This is a genomic window from Lacipirellula sp., from assembly GCF_965279485.1.
Lineage (GTDB): Bacteria > Planctomycetota > Planctomycetia > Pirellulales > Lacipirellulaceae > Lacipirellula.
On sequence record NZ_CBDIIC010000002.1, the window covers coordinates 2,033,756 to 2,050,174 of the forward strand.

Here is a 16,419-nt window from a genome sequence, read left to right on the forward strand (position 1 = left end):
GCCCCCTAGCCCCGGGCTCCGCCCGGGGGTTGCACTGCGCGCGACAGTGCCGACCGGAATGGTAACCGACCCCCGGGCGGAGCCCGGGGCTAGAATGCAAACGCAGTGTAGCTACCGCTTGCGGCGGATGGCGGCGACGGCGGCGAGGCTGCTAAGCATCAAGCAAACAGCGGTCGGTTCGGGAACGGCGGCTGCGTTTTGCGCGTTGCCAGTCGTGCCGAACGTCTCTTTCCAAACGGCCAAGTCGGCGGCGTCGACCGCTCCGTCGCCGTTCGCGTCGCCTTGGCTAAGCTGAGCGCCAGTCGCTAGGCCGGCATTCCGCTGCCACTGCAAGAAGTCGGCGCCGTCGACGATGCCGTCAGCATTGAAGTCGGCGTTGTTGAGCGAGCCGGCGACAAGATTCAACACAACGTCGTTGCCCGTGCCGCCGACGTAGCTGATGTGCACCGTGCCGTTAAAACCGGTGCCGAGGATCGCCGCGCCCTCTTCGTAAAGGTCGAGCGAGTCGCCCCGTTCGAAGAACCCAGTGATCGCTTCGGTAGTGCGGTTGTCGATCAGCATGAGCGTCGCGCTCATCGTGAAGGCCGACAGGTCGAGTTCGAGTGCGATGCCGTCGCCGGAGAGCAAAACGCCCGTTCCGGTGTTCGCAGCGACTTCGAGCGGATCTTGCAACTGCACCTTATTGGCAGCGAGGAAGCCGTTGCCGTCAATCACCAGCGACGCGACGCCGCCAGCGTCGGCTTGCCACTTGATCGCTTCGCTGACGCCCGCTTCGCCGCCGACGGCGTTCTCCAACTGGCCGAACTGCACGTGCGCTTGGCTGCCGATAATTTCCAAGCGTCCCCGAGCGGCGGAGTTCGAGACGTTGCCGATAAAGGCTTCGGCTTGATGGCGGAAGTTGCCCGTCCCTTCGACGCGGAGCGTCCCCTCGCCGCCGGAGCGGCCGATGAGCAGAGCGCCGGCGCCATCGGCGGCGCTCACGGTGCTACCGCCGGAGACGGTGTACTTGCCAACGGCGCCAAGGTCGGCGCCGATTTGGAGTTCGCCGTCGATCGACACCGCGCCGCCCGATTGAATCACCATGCCGACGCTGCCGGCGTCGGCGCCGACAACGAGCGCGGCGCCGTTGCCGACCATCGCGAGCCGGCCGTCAGCGGCGACAGTGATCGCGCCCGCTCCGCCGCCGCGACCGAGGATGACGTCGTCGTCGGTTTCGACGAGCGCGGAGTTCGCGGCGCCAACGCCGTTCCCAATATTCAGCACGCCGATCGCGGTGACGTCGCCGATGATGAGTTGCCGATCAGCCGGCCCTGTCGGCCCGCCGCCGGGACGGAGCGTACCGCCGTTGAGGTTGTACTCGCCGTCGCCGCCCGAGTTGACGCCGATCGCGAGATACTTGAGCGTCCCCGTCGAGGTGCCGCCGCTAACGACGCCGCTGTTCTGGTTGAATGTGCCAACGCCCCCCTGCCCCACGCGGAATTTGCCCTGGGCGTCGAGCGTGCCGTTGCTATTCCAATTGACGATGCCGGCATAGCCCCCTTCGCCGACGATGAAGTCGCCGCTGCTATCGGCAGTACTGGCAACCGTCAGATTCACGTTGGCGTTCACGTTGAACGTGCCGTTGCCATTGCGGCCGGCGATGATCGCATCGGCTTGATCGGTGCCGACGCGCATCGCACCGATGGTGCGGCTGGCGTTGCCGGTGACCGTCGCGATGCCGTTGTAACCGAGCACGAGCTCTTGCGTGCCGGTGTTGTACGGACTGGCCCAAGGGCTCGCTGGCGAAACGCCGACGCCGCCGCTGCCGTTGCCGGTCGCAAAGCCATCGGTCACCGCGGTGGCGACGCCGCTATTGTTGTTCCAAACCAGTGCGAATTCCGGATTCGTCAGCGGCGAAATCGTGATATCGAACTGGTTCGCCGCGTTCGTCCGGTAAAGATCGAAGTGGGGCGAGTAGGTGCTCACGCGAACCGTTTCGCCGTCGGCGAGGAACTCCAGCACCCGCATCCAGCCGTTGCCGGCATTGGTTTCGAACTGCGAGTTGATGAGCATCTGATGGACGTCGTCACCGGAGTTGCTCTTGTTGACGCGATAGCCGACCTGGTCGCCGCCGATATGACCGTTGAAGGTCATCTCGAAGTTACCCGCCGGCTTCAAAAGCTTGTTCCAGAGGTCGCTGCCGTCATTCCCACCTTCCATGAGGTAAGAATCTTCGTTGGTGCTCCAGTAGCCGTCGCCGGAATTAACAATCGAGTGCGTCAGCAGCACGGCCGTCGAATCGGCGTACTGCGGCTGCTGGGCGATCCCCTTGGCCCAGTCGACCACGTTGTCACGCGGCCAGAATTCGAGCGAGAAGATCAGCATGTTCCGGCCATCGGGGGCCGTGAACTCGTAGGAGGCGTTTTGCAACTCGCCAGGAACCATCGTCCCTTTGAGGATGCCCCCTTTCGCCGGGTCGACGAGCGGGTTGTCGGTCGCCTTGAAGTACGTGTTGAACTTTGTGTCGCGAGTCTCGGAATTGAAGAATCCATAGTCGTGGTTGCCAGTCGCCATGATGTACGGCACGACGCCATTCAGCGTACTAAAGGCTTCGCGAGCGGCTTGCCACTGCTGAGTGCTGCTATTTTGGTTGACGATGTCGCCTTCTTGCAGCACGACCTGAATGTTGAACGCCTCCTTGTTGTCGACGATCCAATCCATCTGCTTTTGCAAGATGTGGGTATCGTTTGGCCGGGCGACGTAGTTCTGCGTGTCGGGGACGACGACCATCGACCAAACAGCGTCCGGCGAAGGGGCGAATTTCGGCTGCACTGTCGTCGCAACGTAGCCGGGCGAGGCGTGGTTCTCGCTGTCGCCGCCGGCTCCACGCCAGTAGGCGCCGTAGAGACCTTGCGAAGAGGGCTTCCAATTGGCGCCTGAGTCGTTCGCCGTGCTGTTGAGATACTGCGGCAGCACATAGATGCTGTTGCCGTCGTTGCCGTTGGTGGTCGGCCAGCCGGAACCGTCGCGATAGACGACCGTGTCTTGCACGACGCCCAGGTTGTTGCGGATGGCGATTGTCGCGTTGTTGACGTTGGTGTTCGGATCGTTCGGCAATGCGGGGAAGCTGGAAACCTGCAGACGGTTCTTGCCGGTTCCCCAATCGGCATCGAACGTCGACGCGCTAGGCGTGAGCACTAGCGCCTGCCCGGCGCCGAGCGTCGTGCCGGTTGGAAAGGCCGAGGTCCACGCATTGACCAGCGGCTTGCCAAACTGCCAGCCGCTGATATCGATCGACGAACTACCTGTGTTGAAGAGTTCGACCCACTCGCGATTGGCAGCGCCATTCTGGGGGTCGTACATGATCTCGCTGAGGATGATCGATCCGCTGGCGGGAGCGAGCAAGCAGAGCGACAGCGCGAGCGCTAAGTAACGAACGCCGAACTTACGATAGATGCCAATCATGAACGCTCTTCCCGCCAGTGAGCTAATGCTCGAGTTCCACAACATATGATGATCGGAATCGCTGCAGCAGCAACCCGGCCATCATAGCGAGCAGCAAACCGCTCGGCTCAGGGACCGTGGCATTTGCTGGAGTCGCGGCGGCAACGACGGCCGAGCCGAACTCGTTTTTCCAAATCGCCAGATCGGCGGCATCGACGACCCCGTTGCCGTCGGCATCGCCGGGCGTCGCTTGCCCGTAACCGCGCTGCCAAGCCAGGAAGTCGGCCCCATCGACGTCACCGTCGAAATCGAAGTCAGCACGCGAGAACGGCGAAGCGACGAGGCTGAGCACCACGTCGTTCCCAGTGCCGCCGACGTAGCTGATCGAGACCGTGCCGTGGAACCCGGTGCCGAGAATCTGCTCACCTTGTTCGTAAAGGTTGCCGGTCAGACCATTCTCGAAGAAACCGGTAACAGCCTGCGTCGTGAGATTGTTAACGAGCGTGACAGTGCGGCTGACAGTGATCGCTGACAGATCGAGCGACAGCGCGATGCCGTCGCCGCGGAGATTGCCCTGACCGTTGGCGCCGGTGTTCGCCGCGACTTCGATCGGACTTTGGAGTTGCACCCGTTCGACGCCGCCGGATCCGACGATGTTGAGCGGCGTCACGCCATCGGCATCGGCGACCCAGCGGATTGTTTCATCGACGCCAAGGGCGTTTTGCAGCCGGCCGACTTGGATGAAAGCGTCGCTGCCGACGAGTTCGAGCGTTCCCTGCGAGCCCGCGTAGTCGCCGTGGCCAACATAGATGTTTCCCGACGACGTCAGCGACCCTGTGCCGCTCACCTGCAGCTTTCCGGTGGAACCGGTGGCGGCGATGCGCAACAGTCCCGAAGCCGTGACGGTGCCGCCGCTGAGTTGATACTCGCCATAGGAGCCAGCGCCTGTCGCGACCCCGAACATCGCCTGCGTGCTGACGCTGCCGCCGCTTTGCATCACGAGGCCAGTCGCGCCGTTGGCATTGGCGACGTGGAATTCGGCGTTGCTTCCTTGCAGCACAATGGCGCCGTCAGATTTGATCGTCAACGTGCCGTCGCCGCCGTCCTGGCCGACGAAAATATCGTCGCGAGACTCGAACCGCGCCGTGCCGGCAGCGCCCGTGCCGTCGCCAACGTTCACCACGCCGACGCCCCCCGCCGCGCCAATGCGCAGCTGGCGGAGTTCGACGCCGCTCAGTCCGCCGCCGGTCTGCAGCCGGCCGTTGTTTAGGTTGTAAGTTCCGTGCGAGCCGGCGCCGTTGCCGACGCCAAGGAACTTAAGCGTGCCGCCGACGTCGCCCGCCGACACCGTGCCGGCGGTTTGCGTGAAGACGCCCGTGCCTCCTTGCCCGATGCGAAGGCGTCCCTCGATCTTCAACGTGCCGCTGCTCCCCCATGTAACGGCGCCGTTGTACCCTGCTTCGCCGACGATGACGTCGCCCGTCTCGCTACTGCCGGTCGGCACGGCGCCATTGCCGATGGTGAGACTCTTTGATCCCGAGGCGATCAGCGTGCCGTCGCCTTGGGCGTTGTCGATGATCAACCCGGCATGAGCAGTACCGACGCGCAGCGATTGAATGCGATCGGTGGGTGAGATCACGGTCGAATCGTTGAACTGCGCCGTACCGCCGTTGCCGAGAAACAGCGCCTGCCCGCCGTCGCTGAAGGGGCTGGTCGCATTCGGCGCGGGACCGCCTGAACCATTGCCGGCATTCCACGCCGCCGTGAAGTTGGCCGTGCCGCCCGTCCACGCGAGACCGTCGATATCAAAGACGTTAAGCGTCGTGTCGTAAGCGAACGGCAGCGCGTACTCGCTGCTGAGGTAGTTGGCGACGAGGTTAATCTGCCCCACCGAAAGCTGATCGTTGAAGACGACGAACTCTGCAAGTTGCCCGCTGAAGTAGTCGGTCGTCAGCAACGAGCCGCTCGCCGACCGCCCCGTGCCGAGCAACAGTTCGAGGTCGTTGCCGCTGAAGGCAGTGCTCAGCGTCGTGCTGCCGCTGCCGGTGAACGTGTTGGCCGGCAGCGTGCCGTCGACGAACAGCTTGGCGTCGGAATAGGCCTGCCCGTCGTCGACTTGCCACACGACGATGTGAAATCCGGAATCGGCGAGCGGCGTGTCGTAAAGCGACGAACCGTCGTTGTAGCGGAAGCCGGCGCCGCCGTTCGCGGTCGTTGTCGGCGTGTTCGAAACATCCAAACCGGCGACGCTACCCGCGGCGCCGTTGCTGCGGCCGATTTGGCCGAGCCGCTCCGCCGTGGCGCCCGAAGTATCGCTGGTCGTCACGGCAAAGACAGTGATCCCCTGTCCTGGCGTCGGCAACGAGTTGGAAGTCGATGATTGCAACGCATCGTCGCCGTCGAACGTCACCACCGCCTTGCCGTTCAGAGCGCCGGCGGCGAGCGTCGGCCGATTCGCCGCGTTCGCTTGCGACACCGTGCCGTTGAATGAATCGCCGGTGGCCGAATCGCTCCACGCACCGACCGGAGCGCCGTTGCCGAGTGCAGCGAGGTCTTGCGCCTTGAGCCGCACGATCGGCGTCGCCGTGTCGGGCAGATTCCGCGACGGCGTTGAATAGCGAATCGCGAGACCTTGGCTCGCGAGATCTTGCACGACGGCAGGCTGCGACGTAGCGAGATTGTTCGTCTCGCCGACGTCGTTGGCGAGGTTGTAGAGTTCGGGCGCCGTGCCGTCGGCGTTGAGCAGCAGCTTCCAATTGCCCGAACGAATCGCAAAGGCTTCTTGGCCGTTGGCGCCTGCGCCGGCGGGATTCGGGTTCACGTGGCGATCTTCCGTGCCGCGGTTCATATTCCAGAACAGCGGCGTCGTGCGCGTCTGCGATTGGCCGCTGAGCAACGCCTGACTCATGTTCTCGCCATCGAACGCAGCGCCCGCCTGTGCGTCGACGCCGGCGATCCCGAGCAGCGTCGGCAACATGTCGGCGCCCCAAATGACTGTGTCGTCGTCGGTCCGGCCCGCGGCAACATTGCCGGTCCAGCGAGCGATCAGCGGCTCGCGGAAGCCCCCTTCGAACATCGAGCCCTTCGAACCGCGGAAGGGCCCGTTCGACCCGATGCTGTTCGCGTTCGCCCCGACGGCGCCATTGTCGGCCATCACGAGAATGAGCGTCTCTTCGCCGAGACCTTGCTGGTCGATGTGATCGATCAGGCGGCCAATCTGTTCGTCGGCGTATTCAAGGATCGCAAGATAATCGCGCGACTCGGCCGGCAAACTCGGATAGAGGGCGTTGTACTTGGCCTGTAGCGCCGCCGGCGGGACGTGCGGCGTATGCGATTCGTCGAGCCAGACGTTCATGAAGACCGGCTGATTCGGATCGGCCGCCTTCGACTGATCGAGAAAGTCGATCGCCCGGTCGATCATGAACGTCGCGTTATACTGGCGTTCGAGGTAAACGATTTCATCCAGGCCGCCGCCCGTACCGCGGGCGTCGCTCTGCTGGTTGAGGCCGTTGAAATAGTTGCTGGGCTGAGTCGTAACGCCCGCCGCCGTGCCGCCGTACGGTTCGACGTTGATGATGCGATTGCCGAGGCCCTCGAACTGCGTCCAGGCTTCGTCGTAGCCATAGTCGACGATGCGCGGCGCCGTGACGTTCGTACCGGCAGTGGTTCCGACTTCGTAGCCAACGTCGCGACCGCCGCCGAGATGCCACTTGCCGAAATGCCCCGTCGCGTACCCACCATCCTGGAACGCGCGAGCCATAGACGGCGACGTAAGCGGCAGACTGTTCGCGTTGTCGCGCGCGAGATTCGACGCCGAGCTGTCGATGAACGAGTTGATCCCCGACCGAGCTGCGTACTGGCCGGTAAAGAGCGTCGCCCGCGACGGCGAGCAAATCGGCGCCCCCGAGTAGAACTGCGTGAACTTCAACCCGTCCGCTGCCAGGCGGTCGACATTCGGCGTTTGCGCGTAGGCGCTGCCGTAGGCCCCGAAGTCGCCCCAGCCGAAATCATCCATGTTGATGATGACGATGTTCGGCGCAGCGGCGTTCGCCTGCGGCAAGGCGATCGTCGCGACGGAAAGCAGCAGAAGTATGGCGTACCGGGTAAGCAACAAGGCATTTCCGAAATGGACGATGGTGATAGGGATCGCTCTCTAAACGCAGACAACCCCACGTCCGCTTCGCCAGGCTCTCTGCCCCGAGCAGCCTCGACCAAGCGAACGTGGGGAGTCGTTGTCGTCGTGAAAAAAGTTTCTAACGTGTTCTCGAACCGACTAGCGACGAACGCCGCGGCGACGGGCAACGGCGATCAAGCCGAATGCCGCCGACGCCAGAGCGATCGAGTGGGGTTCCGGCACGGCGGCCGCGGCGATTTGCGCCGGGACGCCGAACTGGCCCTTCCAAATCGTGAGGTCGGCCGCGTTGACGGCGCCATCGCCGTTCGCATCGCCCTGGGCCAGCGTCGCGCCGCTGTTGACGCCGAAGCCGCGTTGCCACGACAGGAAGTCTGCGCCGTCAACCTTGCCATCGCCGTTGAAGTCAGCATTGTTCACGATGCTGCCCACCAGGTTCAGCACGACGTCGTTGCCATCGCCGCCGATGTAGCTGATGTTCACCGTGCCGGCGTAACCGGTGCCAGTGATCAACGCCCCTTCTTCAAAGAGGTCAAGCGAGCTGCCATTCTCGAAGAAGCCAGTGACGGCTTCGGCGGTCTGGTTATCAATCAGCTTCAGGATGCCGCTGCTGGTGAAGGCAGAGAGGTTTAGTTCGAGCGCGATGCCATCGCCCGAGAGCGTGGCGCCTGAACCGGTGTTCGCGGTGACTTCGGTGGGATCTTGCAGCTGAACGCTGGCTGCCGTCGGACCGGCGCCGGTGACGACCATCGGCGTGACGCCGTTCGCATCAGCGACCCAGCGGATGATCTCGTTCACGCCGGCGACGCCGCCGGGGGCGTTCTCAAGTTTCCCGATCTGCAAGCCGGCCTGGCTGCCAATAAGTTCCAGGCGACCGGTGCCGCCGGTGTTTGTTTCGTTGCCGACGAAGAACTCGGCGCCGTGAGTCACCTTGCCAGTCCCTTCAATGCGAAGCGTGCCGGTGGCGCCTTGTCGACCGATTTGGAAGGCGCCCGTTCCATCCGTGGCGCCGTCGAGCGTGCCGCCACTGATGGTGTACGAGCCGACGCTGCCGGCGCCAACGCCGATGCGAATGAGGTCAGTCGTCGAAACTGAACCGCCAGTCTGTACCACCGTGCCGGTACTGCCATTGCCGACGTTAAGCTCAGCATTGCCGCCGACGCCGCCGGTAACGCTGTCGAGGCGGATGCGGCCATCCGACTTCACGTTGAGCGTTCCTGTGCCGCCGTCGCGGCCGATCAGTAGATCGTTGTTCGCTTCCAGCAGCGCGGATCCGGCGGCGCCGGTTCCATCGCCGACGTTGAGCGTGCCAGTGGCCCCCAGATCGCCAATCGCCGTAACGCGTCCGAGCGCGTTATCGAGCGTGCCGGTCGGCCGGAATTGGCCATTGTTGAGGTTGTACGTGCCGCTGCCCCCCGCGCCGTGACCGACGGCGAGGAAAGTTCCCGCAACCGTGGTACCACCGCTAACGATGCCTGCGGTTTGAGTGACGACGCCCGTGCCGCCATCGCCGACCCACAGCTTCGCTTCCGCTTCAAGCGTGCCCGTGCTCCCCCAGTTGATCGTACCGCTCTGACCGCCGGAACCGACGATGACGTCGCCAGCGCCGCCCGTGGCGCTCGACTTGAGACTCACCGAACCGGTCGCGTTCACCGTACCGTTGCCGTCGCGATTGGCGATGCGGGCCGAGGCCTGATCGGTGCCGACATGCAGCAGCGCGACCGATTCGCTCGTAGCGCCGCTGAGCGCGGCAACGCCGTTGTTGCCGAGGTAAAGTTCCTGGCCGCCGCTGAAGGGATTCGCGGGGAACGTGCCGACGCCGTAGTTGCCGTTGCCGCTGGCAAAGCCAGCCGTGAAATTCGCCGACGTCGTGTTCCACACCAGGCCGCTCGTCAAGCTGCCGGGCGTCGTGGTCTGCAGAACGATGTCGTTGTTATCCACGCCGCCGTAGTAGTTGAGGTAGAACTGCGTGCCGAGGGCGTTGGTGCCAACCGACTGCCCCTGCGTGTAGTTGCCGAACGTGCCGACCGCCAATACCGTCGAATCGAGCGAGTTGACGAGCGTGAGGGTGCTGTTCGAGTTGTACGCGTTGAACGAGTTGAGGCTGAGCGCGGAGGTCGCCGCCAAGGTCAGCCCCTTGGCGGTGTCGCCCGCGGTGTTGGTATCGCCTTCGACGACAAACGGCGTGACGCCCCCCGCGTCGAATGTGAATTTGAGCGTCCCCGTGGCGCCAACTTCCAACGCCCGCATGTTGATCGAGCCAGTCGAACCGGTGACGTTGTAAGAGGAGGCGCCAACCATGCCGAGTTGGACGATGCCGTCGGCGTCGAACGAGCCCCCTTGCTGATTGATCTGGCCAGTGTTGACGAGGAACGGCGCCGTCGCGCCAGCGCCGCCGCCGGCAGCGCCGTTGAGCGCGGCGTAGTTGACTTCCAAACGACCGTCGGACTTGATGTTGATCGTGCCGGTGGCGCCGCTGTGGCCGACCGTGAAGTCATCCCAAGTGGCGTACTTCGCCGAAGCGGCGGCGCCCGTGCCGTCGCCAATGTTCATGACGCCTACGCCGCTCGCGCCGGCGCCAATGCGACTATTGCGGCGAACTTCTTGGCTCGTTGGGGAATCGAGCGCCGCACCGACGTTCAGGATGCCGTTGTTCAAATTGTACGTGCCGCTCGAACCGTTCCCCACGGCGAAGAAGACGCCGCTCGCAGCGGTATTGATGCCGGTGTGAACCGTGCCGTTGTTCTGCGTGAACGTGCCAGTTCCCCCCTGGCCGACGCGCATGGCGCCGTGAACTGTGAGCGCGTTCGTGCTGTCCCAAACCACCGTTCCTGCAGTCGGAGCATTCGCGCCGACGACGAACTGGCCATAGGGCTCACTGGCAGGAGGCGCCGCGTAGTAGACCAACAGCGGCGTGTTGCCAGTCACTCGCAACGTACCGGCGCCACGGTGATCGTTGGGGCCTGCCACATTCGCGGCGCCGGCGTTGCTGCCAACTTGAACGCTATACACTAAGTTTTCGTTGCCGGCGCCGTTGATCGCCGAGGTAGTGTTGAGCGTCGTGTCGCCGTTGTTGACTACATACAGAACGTTCGCACCGGGAATGCCTCCCTGACCAGGGAAAGCGAAAGGATCCGTGGTCTGCGCTTCGGCGCCGCTGTTGGTGTACGACCAGGCGTTGGCATCCTGAAAGTTGCCGGTCGTCTTGTTCCAAATCAGGTTGGCGCCCCAAGCTTGCGGGCCGCTTAAAATCGCGCAAGCCGCCGCGAGGGCCGCCGCTTTTTTCGTCCGTTGGTAATTCATCATGATCCTCCAGCCTGGATTTGGCGCCGCCTGCGGCGCGGATAGTGCGAGTCGCACTCGGCGGCCGCCGTCATGCGAAGAGAGTTTGATTACGTTGTGCTGCAGATGAGATAGTGAAAAGGGCGCGGCGTCAGTTCGCCGAAACGACTTCATCTCCCGCGCGGCTCGACATCGAGCGCCACGCCATCAGGTCGATGCCGTCGGTGATCAATCTGCCCGAGGCGTCGCACATCGAAACGTGCACGCCGCCGGGGTGGTTGCTGCGGGCGCCGAGCGTGAATTGGGCGAAGTTCGCTTCAGCCAAGGGCTGACAGGGCAATCCCATCTCCGGGCGATCGATGCAGACTCCGACGTCGCTCCCGCAGCCGGTTGCGTCGTCGGGAGCGGCGTTCACCGCACTGCAGCGTTTGGAATTGGGAACGAGCAGCGTCGAGATCTGGTGCGTAGACGCCGCAGGGGTCCAGTTTCGGGCACGACGATCAAGTTCAGCGGCAGCGCTGCCCGATGGAGCTGGGATCATTTCGAGTGAAAAGTACGTATTAGAGAGACCATCGGTAATGTGCTTCATAGCGATTGGCGCGCCATCGCCGTTGGCGTCGAGTTCGAACGGGCCGGGTCCACCGATGTTCGGCATGCCAGGAAAGCCAGTGCCTGTTGGCGCCGTTTGATTGCTCCAGCGAAAGCTACCCCAATTGATGCCGTAGCTAGTCTTGTAGTCGCCATTGGCGTCGTTACCAGCGGCCCAAAGCACTTTCTGCTGCTCGGCCGACGGGCACTGAAATGCCGGATCGGGCTGCTGAAACATCACCATCTGATCAGCCAGCGCTAATGCCGGATTGAACCGACCTGAGAGCGAAGACTGCTCCATGTATGGAAGCAACTGAAGCGGGACCGTTTTGTCGCGAGTGTTACCGAAGTCGCTCCCGTTCTTGCCCTTCCGCCCCGCCGCAACGGGCAAGTGCCCCATCGCCGATTCAAAGTTCTGCGCGGCCAAGCTGTACTGCCGAATGTTGTTCAAGCACGTCGACCGCCGCGCCGCTTCACGCGCCGCCTGTACAGCGGGCAAGAGGAGCGCCACCAGGACGCCGATGATCGCAATGACGACGAGAAGTTCGACGAGCGTGAACGCCGCCCGCTTCGGAGAGTTGTGCATGCCGCCGCGCGTGTGCTGATCGACGAGAAGTCCCGCATCGCAGTGTTGCCCCACTGCCGACGCCGCTCTCAATGCTCGCCAAGCGGCTGCCCCGCTTGGCAAACGAGAGGACGCCCCTGCGAGCGACCTGGGAGAACCCTTCCCCCTCCCCGTCTGTCCCGGCGGGGCCGAAGGTCGCTGTTCGGGCTTCGCACACGCCCTTTCGAGAGTACTTAACGGGGCGAGACGGGGGGTTACGCAGAAAATCATTGCTGGCGGGAACTTTTCGGCAGGTTGCGGGGGTCGGCAGCGCCGACCGGCGGGAGGGAGGGTCGCCGCTTCGCAAACAGGGCGCCGAAAACGCTATAATGGCGGCCAGTTTCCCGCACATTCACCGAGACTTCACACTTTTTCGCCGATTCGGAGTAACCCCGGGCGGCTTCCCGTTAAGAGACTACAGGACATAGCAAATCATCCGGCGGACCAGTGAATTTGCTGGCGATCCATGAGCGGCGCGAGACCTACTAGCAAATCTGATGCAGCCAACGAGGAGCGGGCTCGTTTGGCCGCGCTCTGGGAGCAGGCGCGTCCGGCGGTCTTCGCGTACCTCACGGCAACCATCTACGATTTCCACCGCGCAGAAGATCTGCTGCAGGAAGTCGCGGTCGCCGTCGCCACGAAGTACCACACGTACGAACCTGAGCGGTCGTTTTTGGCGTGGTCGATTGGCATCGCCCGCAATCGGGCCCTGCTCTACTTCCGGGAGCAGGCCCGCGACCGCCAGCATTTTTCAGACGCGACGTTGCAAACGCTGGGCGACGCGGCCGAGAAGCTAGCTCAGGAAGAGGGGAGCCTCAAGCGCGAGGCGCTCCGCCATTGCCTGGCCCGCATCGTCGGCCGGCGGCGGCGGGTGCTCGACTTGCGCTACACGGGCGAACGCTCGATCGCCGACATCGCCGGCGAGCTCGAAATGACGGGCAACGCCGTCAAAATTATGCTGCACCGCGTGCGAGCGACGCTCGAGGAATGCGTGTCGCGGCGGATTGCTCAGGAAAGGGTGACGCACTGATGCCCCCGAAAGACTTATTTAATGGATACCTCGATGGCGATTTGAGCGCTGAGCAGTTTCTCGCGCTTGAGGAATGGATCGCCGCCGACGCGAATAATGCCGCGACCTTCCTCGAGTGGATGGCCCTGCAGACCTGGACCCGCGAAGCGCTGCAGGGCGAATTGCTGCAGCAAGTGCTGCAGGAAACAGCCCCCGTCAACCGCTTGCCTGCCCCTACGGGCGGTCGCACGGCACGGTGGGGTTGGTTCGCCGTTCTCGCGGCGTCGCTGCTGATTGCAGCCATGGCTTACTCGCTGGGAACCCCATCGCGAGACGGCGCGCAAGTGGCGGAACAATCAGCCGCAACGCCCGAGCAAGCCATTCTCGAAGCCATCGACGAATCGCCCCCCGAAGAGGTCGACGCCTCGATCGTCGCGACGCTCACGCATCTCGATCGAGACAAGTGCGAGTGGGCTGAGAACGCCGCCCCGCTCGACTACGGCCAGCAGTTGGAGGCGGGAACGCAAATCAAATTGAAGGCCGGCGTCGTTCGCGTTACGTTCGAAAGCGGCGCTGAAGCGGTGCTGCAAGGCCCGTGCGACTTTGTCGTCGACAGCGCGATGCACGGCACGATTCGCAGCGGCGGCGTCGCCGTCACGGCGCCGAAGCGGGCGTATGGCTTCCGCATTCGCTCGCCCAATGCGGAGGTGATCGACCTCGGCACGGTGTTCGGCGTCAATGTCGACGCGAGCGGCGACTCCGAAGTTCACGTTTTCTCCGGAGAAGTCTTGTCGCGGAGCGTCGACCAGCACGATGGACACGAAGGCGAGTTGACGCGCCTCACCGCGAACCACGCGCTAAAGTACAACAGCGACGCCGAAGAACCGAGCAAGATCGCCTCCAACGGTGCGCTGTTCGCTCGCACCGAGCCGGTGTCGGTTCGCAGGGCCGACTACGACTTCTTGCCCGATCGCAGCGGCCTAGCGCTCTGGCTTGCGGCCGACCTTTCGGCGCGACCACAAGACGGAGACGGGGTCGTGGCGTGGTCCGACATCCTCTTTGGCGACAACGTCACCGCGGAGGACGCCTTCCAGCCGCAACGTGCCGCGCAACCCAAGCTGGTCGCGAACGGCATCAACGGCAAGCCTGCGCTTAGCTTCAACGGCACGGACGAATTCCTGGTCACGACCCCGCTCGAAACGACCGACAACCAAACGATCGTCATGGTCTGCCAGTTTAGCGAGGCCGCCGAGCGCCCGGGACGCAAACGAGGCGGACAGATTCTCAACTACAACGGCCCGCCGCATCGTTTGGTGAGCAGCACCTACGAACCAGGCGTGCTGCAAATCGGCGAACCCTTGGACTTCGGCTTCAAGCCGACGAGCCTCGGCGGCAAGCTGTTCGCCGGCCGACTCGACGGCAAGGACGTTTCTGAAGCCGAAATGTACTCGCCGCCCATCGGCGTCGGCGTGCCGGTCGTATTGGTCTACCGCTACGACCTCGACAAGCACTTGGCTTCGCTGTGGATCAACGGCGAATTGATCGACCAGAAACCCGCGCTGCGCCCTGCCGGCGTAACGTCACGGAAAACAATCGGCCGACATGGATTCATGAAGTTCTTCTTTGCCGGCGACTTGGGCGAGCTGATGATCTTCAACAGCGCCCTGGAAGGCGATGCACTCCGCGCCGTCACCGGCTATCTGAGCAATAAGTACAAGATTGAGCTGAAACCGCAACCTGCAGCCTAGCGACGCAATCAAGCGAGCGGCGCACGCATCGAACTGATTCGACGGATCAACTGGCGGTATTGGGCAGCAACTGAAGGGTCGTCGTGTCACTGAGATTCATGCGTTACATTTCGGCCCTGGCTCTCGCCTGCGTCTACTGCCTTCTGGAAGTCGCCCTCACGCAGGCCGCTGAACCGTCGCGCCCCAACATCGTGATGGTCTACGTCGACGACGCCGGCTACGCCGACTTCCCGTTCTTCGCCGACGATCACCCGCGCACGCCGAACATCGACCAGCTCTGCCGCGAAGGCGTGCGATTCACGCAGTTTTACGTGAACGCCCCGATCTGCTCGCCGTCGCGCGTCGCGATCACGACTGGCCAGTACCCTTCGCGGTGGGGCATCACGACATTCATCGCTTCGCGTAAAGAGAACGAAGTCCGCGGCATTCCGAATTGGCTCGACCCCGCGGCGCCGACGCTCGCCCGATCGCTGCAGTCGGCGGGCTACGCGACCGGTCACTTCGGCAAGTGGCATCTCGGCGGCGGTCGCGACGTGGGCGATGCTCCGCTGATCACCGAGTATGGCTTCGACGAATCGCTGACGCAGTTCGAAGGCCTCGGTGATCGTATGCTGCCGCTACTCGATGATCACAATGGCGAGAAATTGCGGAAGCTACAGCTTGGCCAAGCAAGTGCGAAGCTCGGTCGCGGTAGGGTCGAGTGGATCAACCGTAGCCAGCAAACGGGCAAGTACGTCGGCCGAGCGATCAAGTTCATTGAACAGGCCGAAGCCAACGGTAAGCCATTCTACGTCAACGTCTGGCCCGACGACGTCCACACGCCGCTTCATCCGCCCGAGAAGGTCTCGAGTGATTCAAGCAAACGCGAGCGCTATCTCGCCGTGCTCGAAAACATGGATCGCCAGCTTGCTCCGCTGTTCGATCGCATTCGCAACGACGACAAGCTGAAGAACAACACGCTGATTCTCGTCGCTAGTGATAATGGCTTCGAGCCTGGCGCCGGCGATGGCGGCGAGCTGCGCGGCTCGAAGGGGATTCTTTACGAAGGGGGCATCCGGGCGCCGTTGGTGGTGTGGGGCCCCGGGCTGCTTCACCAAGAAGCGATCGGCGGCGAGAACAACAAGACAGTGATTTCCTCGATCGACGTCGTCACGTCGCTGCTCACGCTCGTAGACGTTTCCCCGCCTGCAGAGACTGCGTTCGACGGTGAAGACCTCAGCGCATCGCTACTCGGCGGCGAGCAGCAAATGCGCAACGGAACGCTTTGCTGGATTCGCCCGCCATCTGCGAAAAAGAAGCGGAGTCCGGGTCGGCCTGATCTGGCCATCCGCGACGGGCAGTGGAAACTGCTCGTCAAATTTGACGGCTCCAATCCCGAGCTGTTTGATATCACGGCCGATCCGTGCGAACAGCACAATTTGGCACAGCAGCATCCCGAACTCGTGACGTCGCTGACGAAGGAAGTTCAGCGTTGGCGCCGCGACGTTGAAGGAGATGGCCGCACAAAGGTATCTGCGGCTGCTCTTTCAGCATCTTCTTCCGCAACCGCGGCGACGCCGTAGGGTTTAAATGTTGAGGTCCCCTCCCCTTCATGGGAAGGGCGCGGGAGACGTGCGGTAGCTGGCGCCAGAGT

Annotated in this window: 7 protein-coding genes; 3 read left to right on the forward strand and 4 right to left on the reverse strand. The window is 63.3% G+C overall.

All coding sequences use genetic code 11. The annotated features are described in order from the left end of the window. Positions 1–111 precede the first annotated feature (111 nt). From ACQY7R_RS15765 to ACQY7R_RS15780, 4 genes are all read right to left on the reverse strand, one after another. Complete coding sequence (locus tag ACQY7R_RS15765; RefSeq protein ID WP_428306545.1) at positions 112–3,444, reverse strand: lamin tail domain-containing protein; 3,333 nt, start codon at positions 3,442–3,444, stop codon at positions 112–114. 22 nt (positions 3,445–3,466) lie between these two features. Further along, the gene (locus ACQY7R_RS15770; RefSeq protein WP_428306546.1) at positions 3,467–7,534 is read right to left on the reverse strand and encodes a sulfatase-like hydrolase/transferase; all 4,068 of its coding nucleotides are present in this window, start codon (positions 7,532–7,534) and stop codon (positions 3,467–3,469) included. Positions 7,535–7,696: 162 nt separating this feature from the next. After that, positions 7,697–10,858 carry a dockerin type I domain-containing protein gene (locus ACQY7R_RS15775; protein ID WP_428306547.1) on the reverse strand — a complete coding sequence of 1,054 codons (3,162 nt, stop codon included), beginning with the start codon at positions 10,856–10,858 and terminating at the stop codon, positions 7,697–7,699. A 130-nt stretch (positions 10,859–10,988) separates the two neighbouring features. Continuing rightward, complete coding sequence (locus ACQY7R_RS15780) at positions 10,989–12,011, reverse strand: DUF1559 domain-containing protein (RefSeq protein WP_428306548.1); 1,023 nt, start codon at positions 12,009–12,011, stop codon at positions 10,989–10,991. Between the two features lie 541 nt (positions 12,012–12,552). Between ACQY7R_RS15780 and ACQY7R_RS15785 the strand changes: the two genes are divergently transcribed. The 3 genes from ACQY7R_RS15785 to ACQY7R_RS15795 all read left to right on the forward strand — a co-directional run bounded on the left by ACQY7R_RS15785 (position 12,553) and on the right by ACQY7R_RS15795 (position 16,348). Beyond that, entirely contained in the window at positions 12,553–13,059 is a 507-nt protein-coding gene (locus ACQY7R_RS15785) for a sigma-70 family RNA polymerase sigma factor (protein ID WP_428306549.1), read from the forward strand. After that, positions 13,059–14,786 (forward strand): hypothetical protein, encoded by a 1,728-nt coding sequence (locus ACQY7R_RS15790; protein ID WP_428306550.1) that lies wholly within the window; start codon positions 13,059–13,061, stop codon positions 14,784–14,786. The genes ACQY7R_RS15785 and ACQY7R_RS15790 overlap by 1 nt, the downstream gene beginning before the upstream one ends. Positions 14,787–14,884: 98 nt before the next feature. After that, on the forward strand, positions 14,885–16,348 hold the full coding sequence (locus ACQY7R_RS15795; protein ID WP_428306551.1) for a sulfatase-like hydrolase/transferase: 1,464 nt from the start codon (positions 14,885–14,887) through the stop codon (positions 16,346–16,348). The last annotated feature ends 71 nt before the right edge of the window (positions 16,349–16,419 follow it).

What these genes read in the sequence shown, in the direction of transcription:
- ACQY7R_RS15765 (WP_428306545.1), bottom strand. Translation starts at nt 3,444, where the DNA reads ATGATTGGCATCTATCGTAAGTTCGGCGTTCGTTACTTAGCGCTCGCG.
- ACQY7R_RS15775 (WP_428306547.1), bottom strand. Translation starts at nt 10,858, where the DNA reads ATGAATTACCAACGGACGAAAAAAGCGGCGGCCCTCGCGGCGGCTTGC.
- ACQY7R_RS15780 (WP_428306548.1), bottom strand. Translation starts at nt 12,011, where the DNA reads ATGCACAACTCTCCGAAGCGGGCGGCGTTCACGCTCGTCGAACTTCTC.
- ACQY7R_RS15790 (WP_428306550.1), top strand. Translation starts at nt 13,059, where the DNA reads ATGCCCCCGAAAGACTTATTTAATGGATACCTCGATGGCGATTTGAGC.
- ACQY7R_RS15795 (WP_428306551.1), top strand. Translation starts at nt 14,885, where the DNA reads ATGCGTTACATTTCGGCCCTGGCTCTCGCCTGCGTCTACTGCCTTCTG.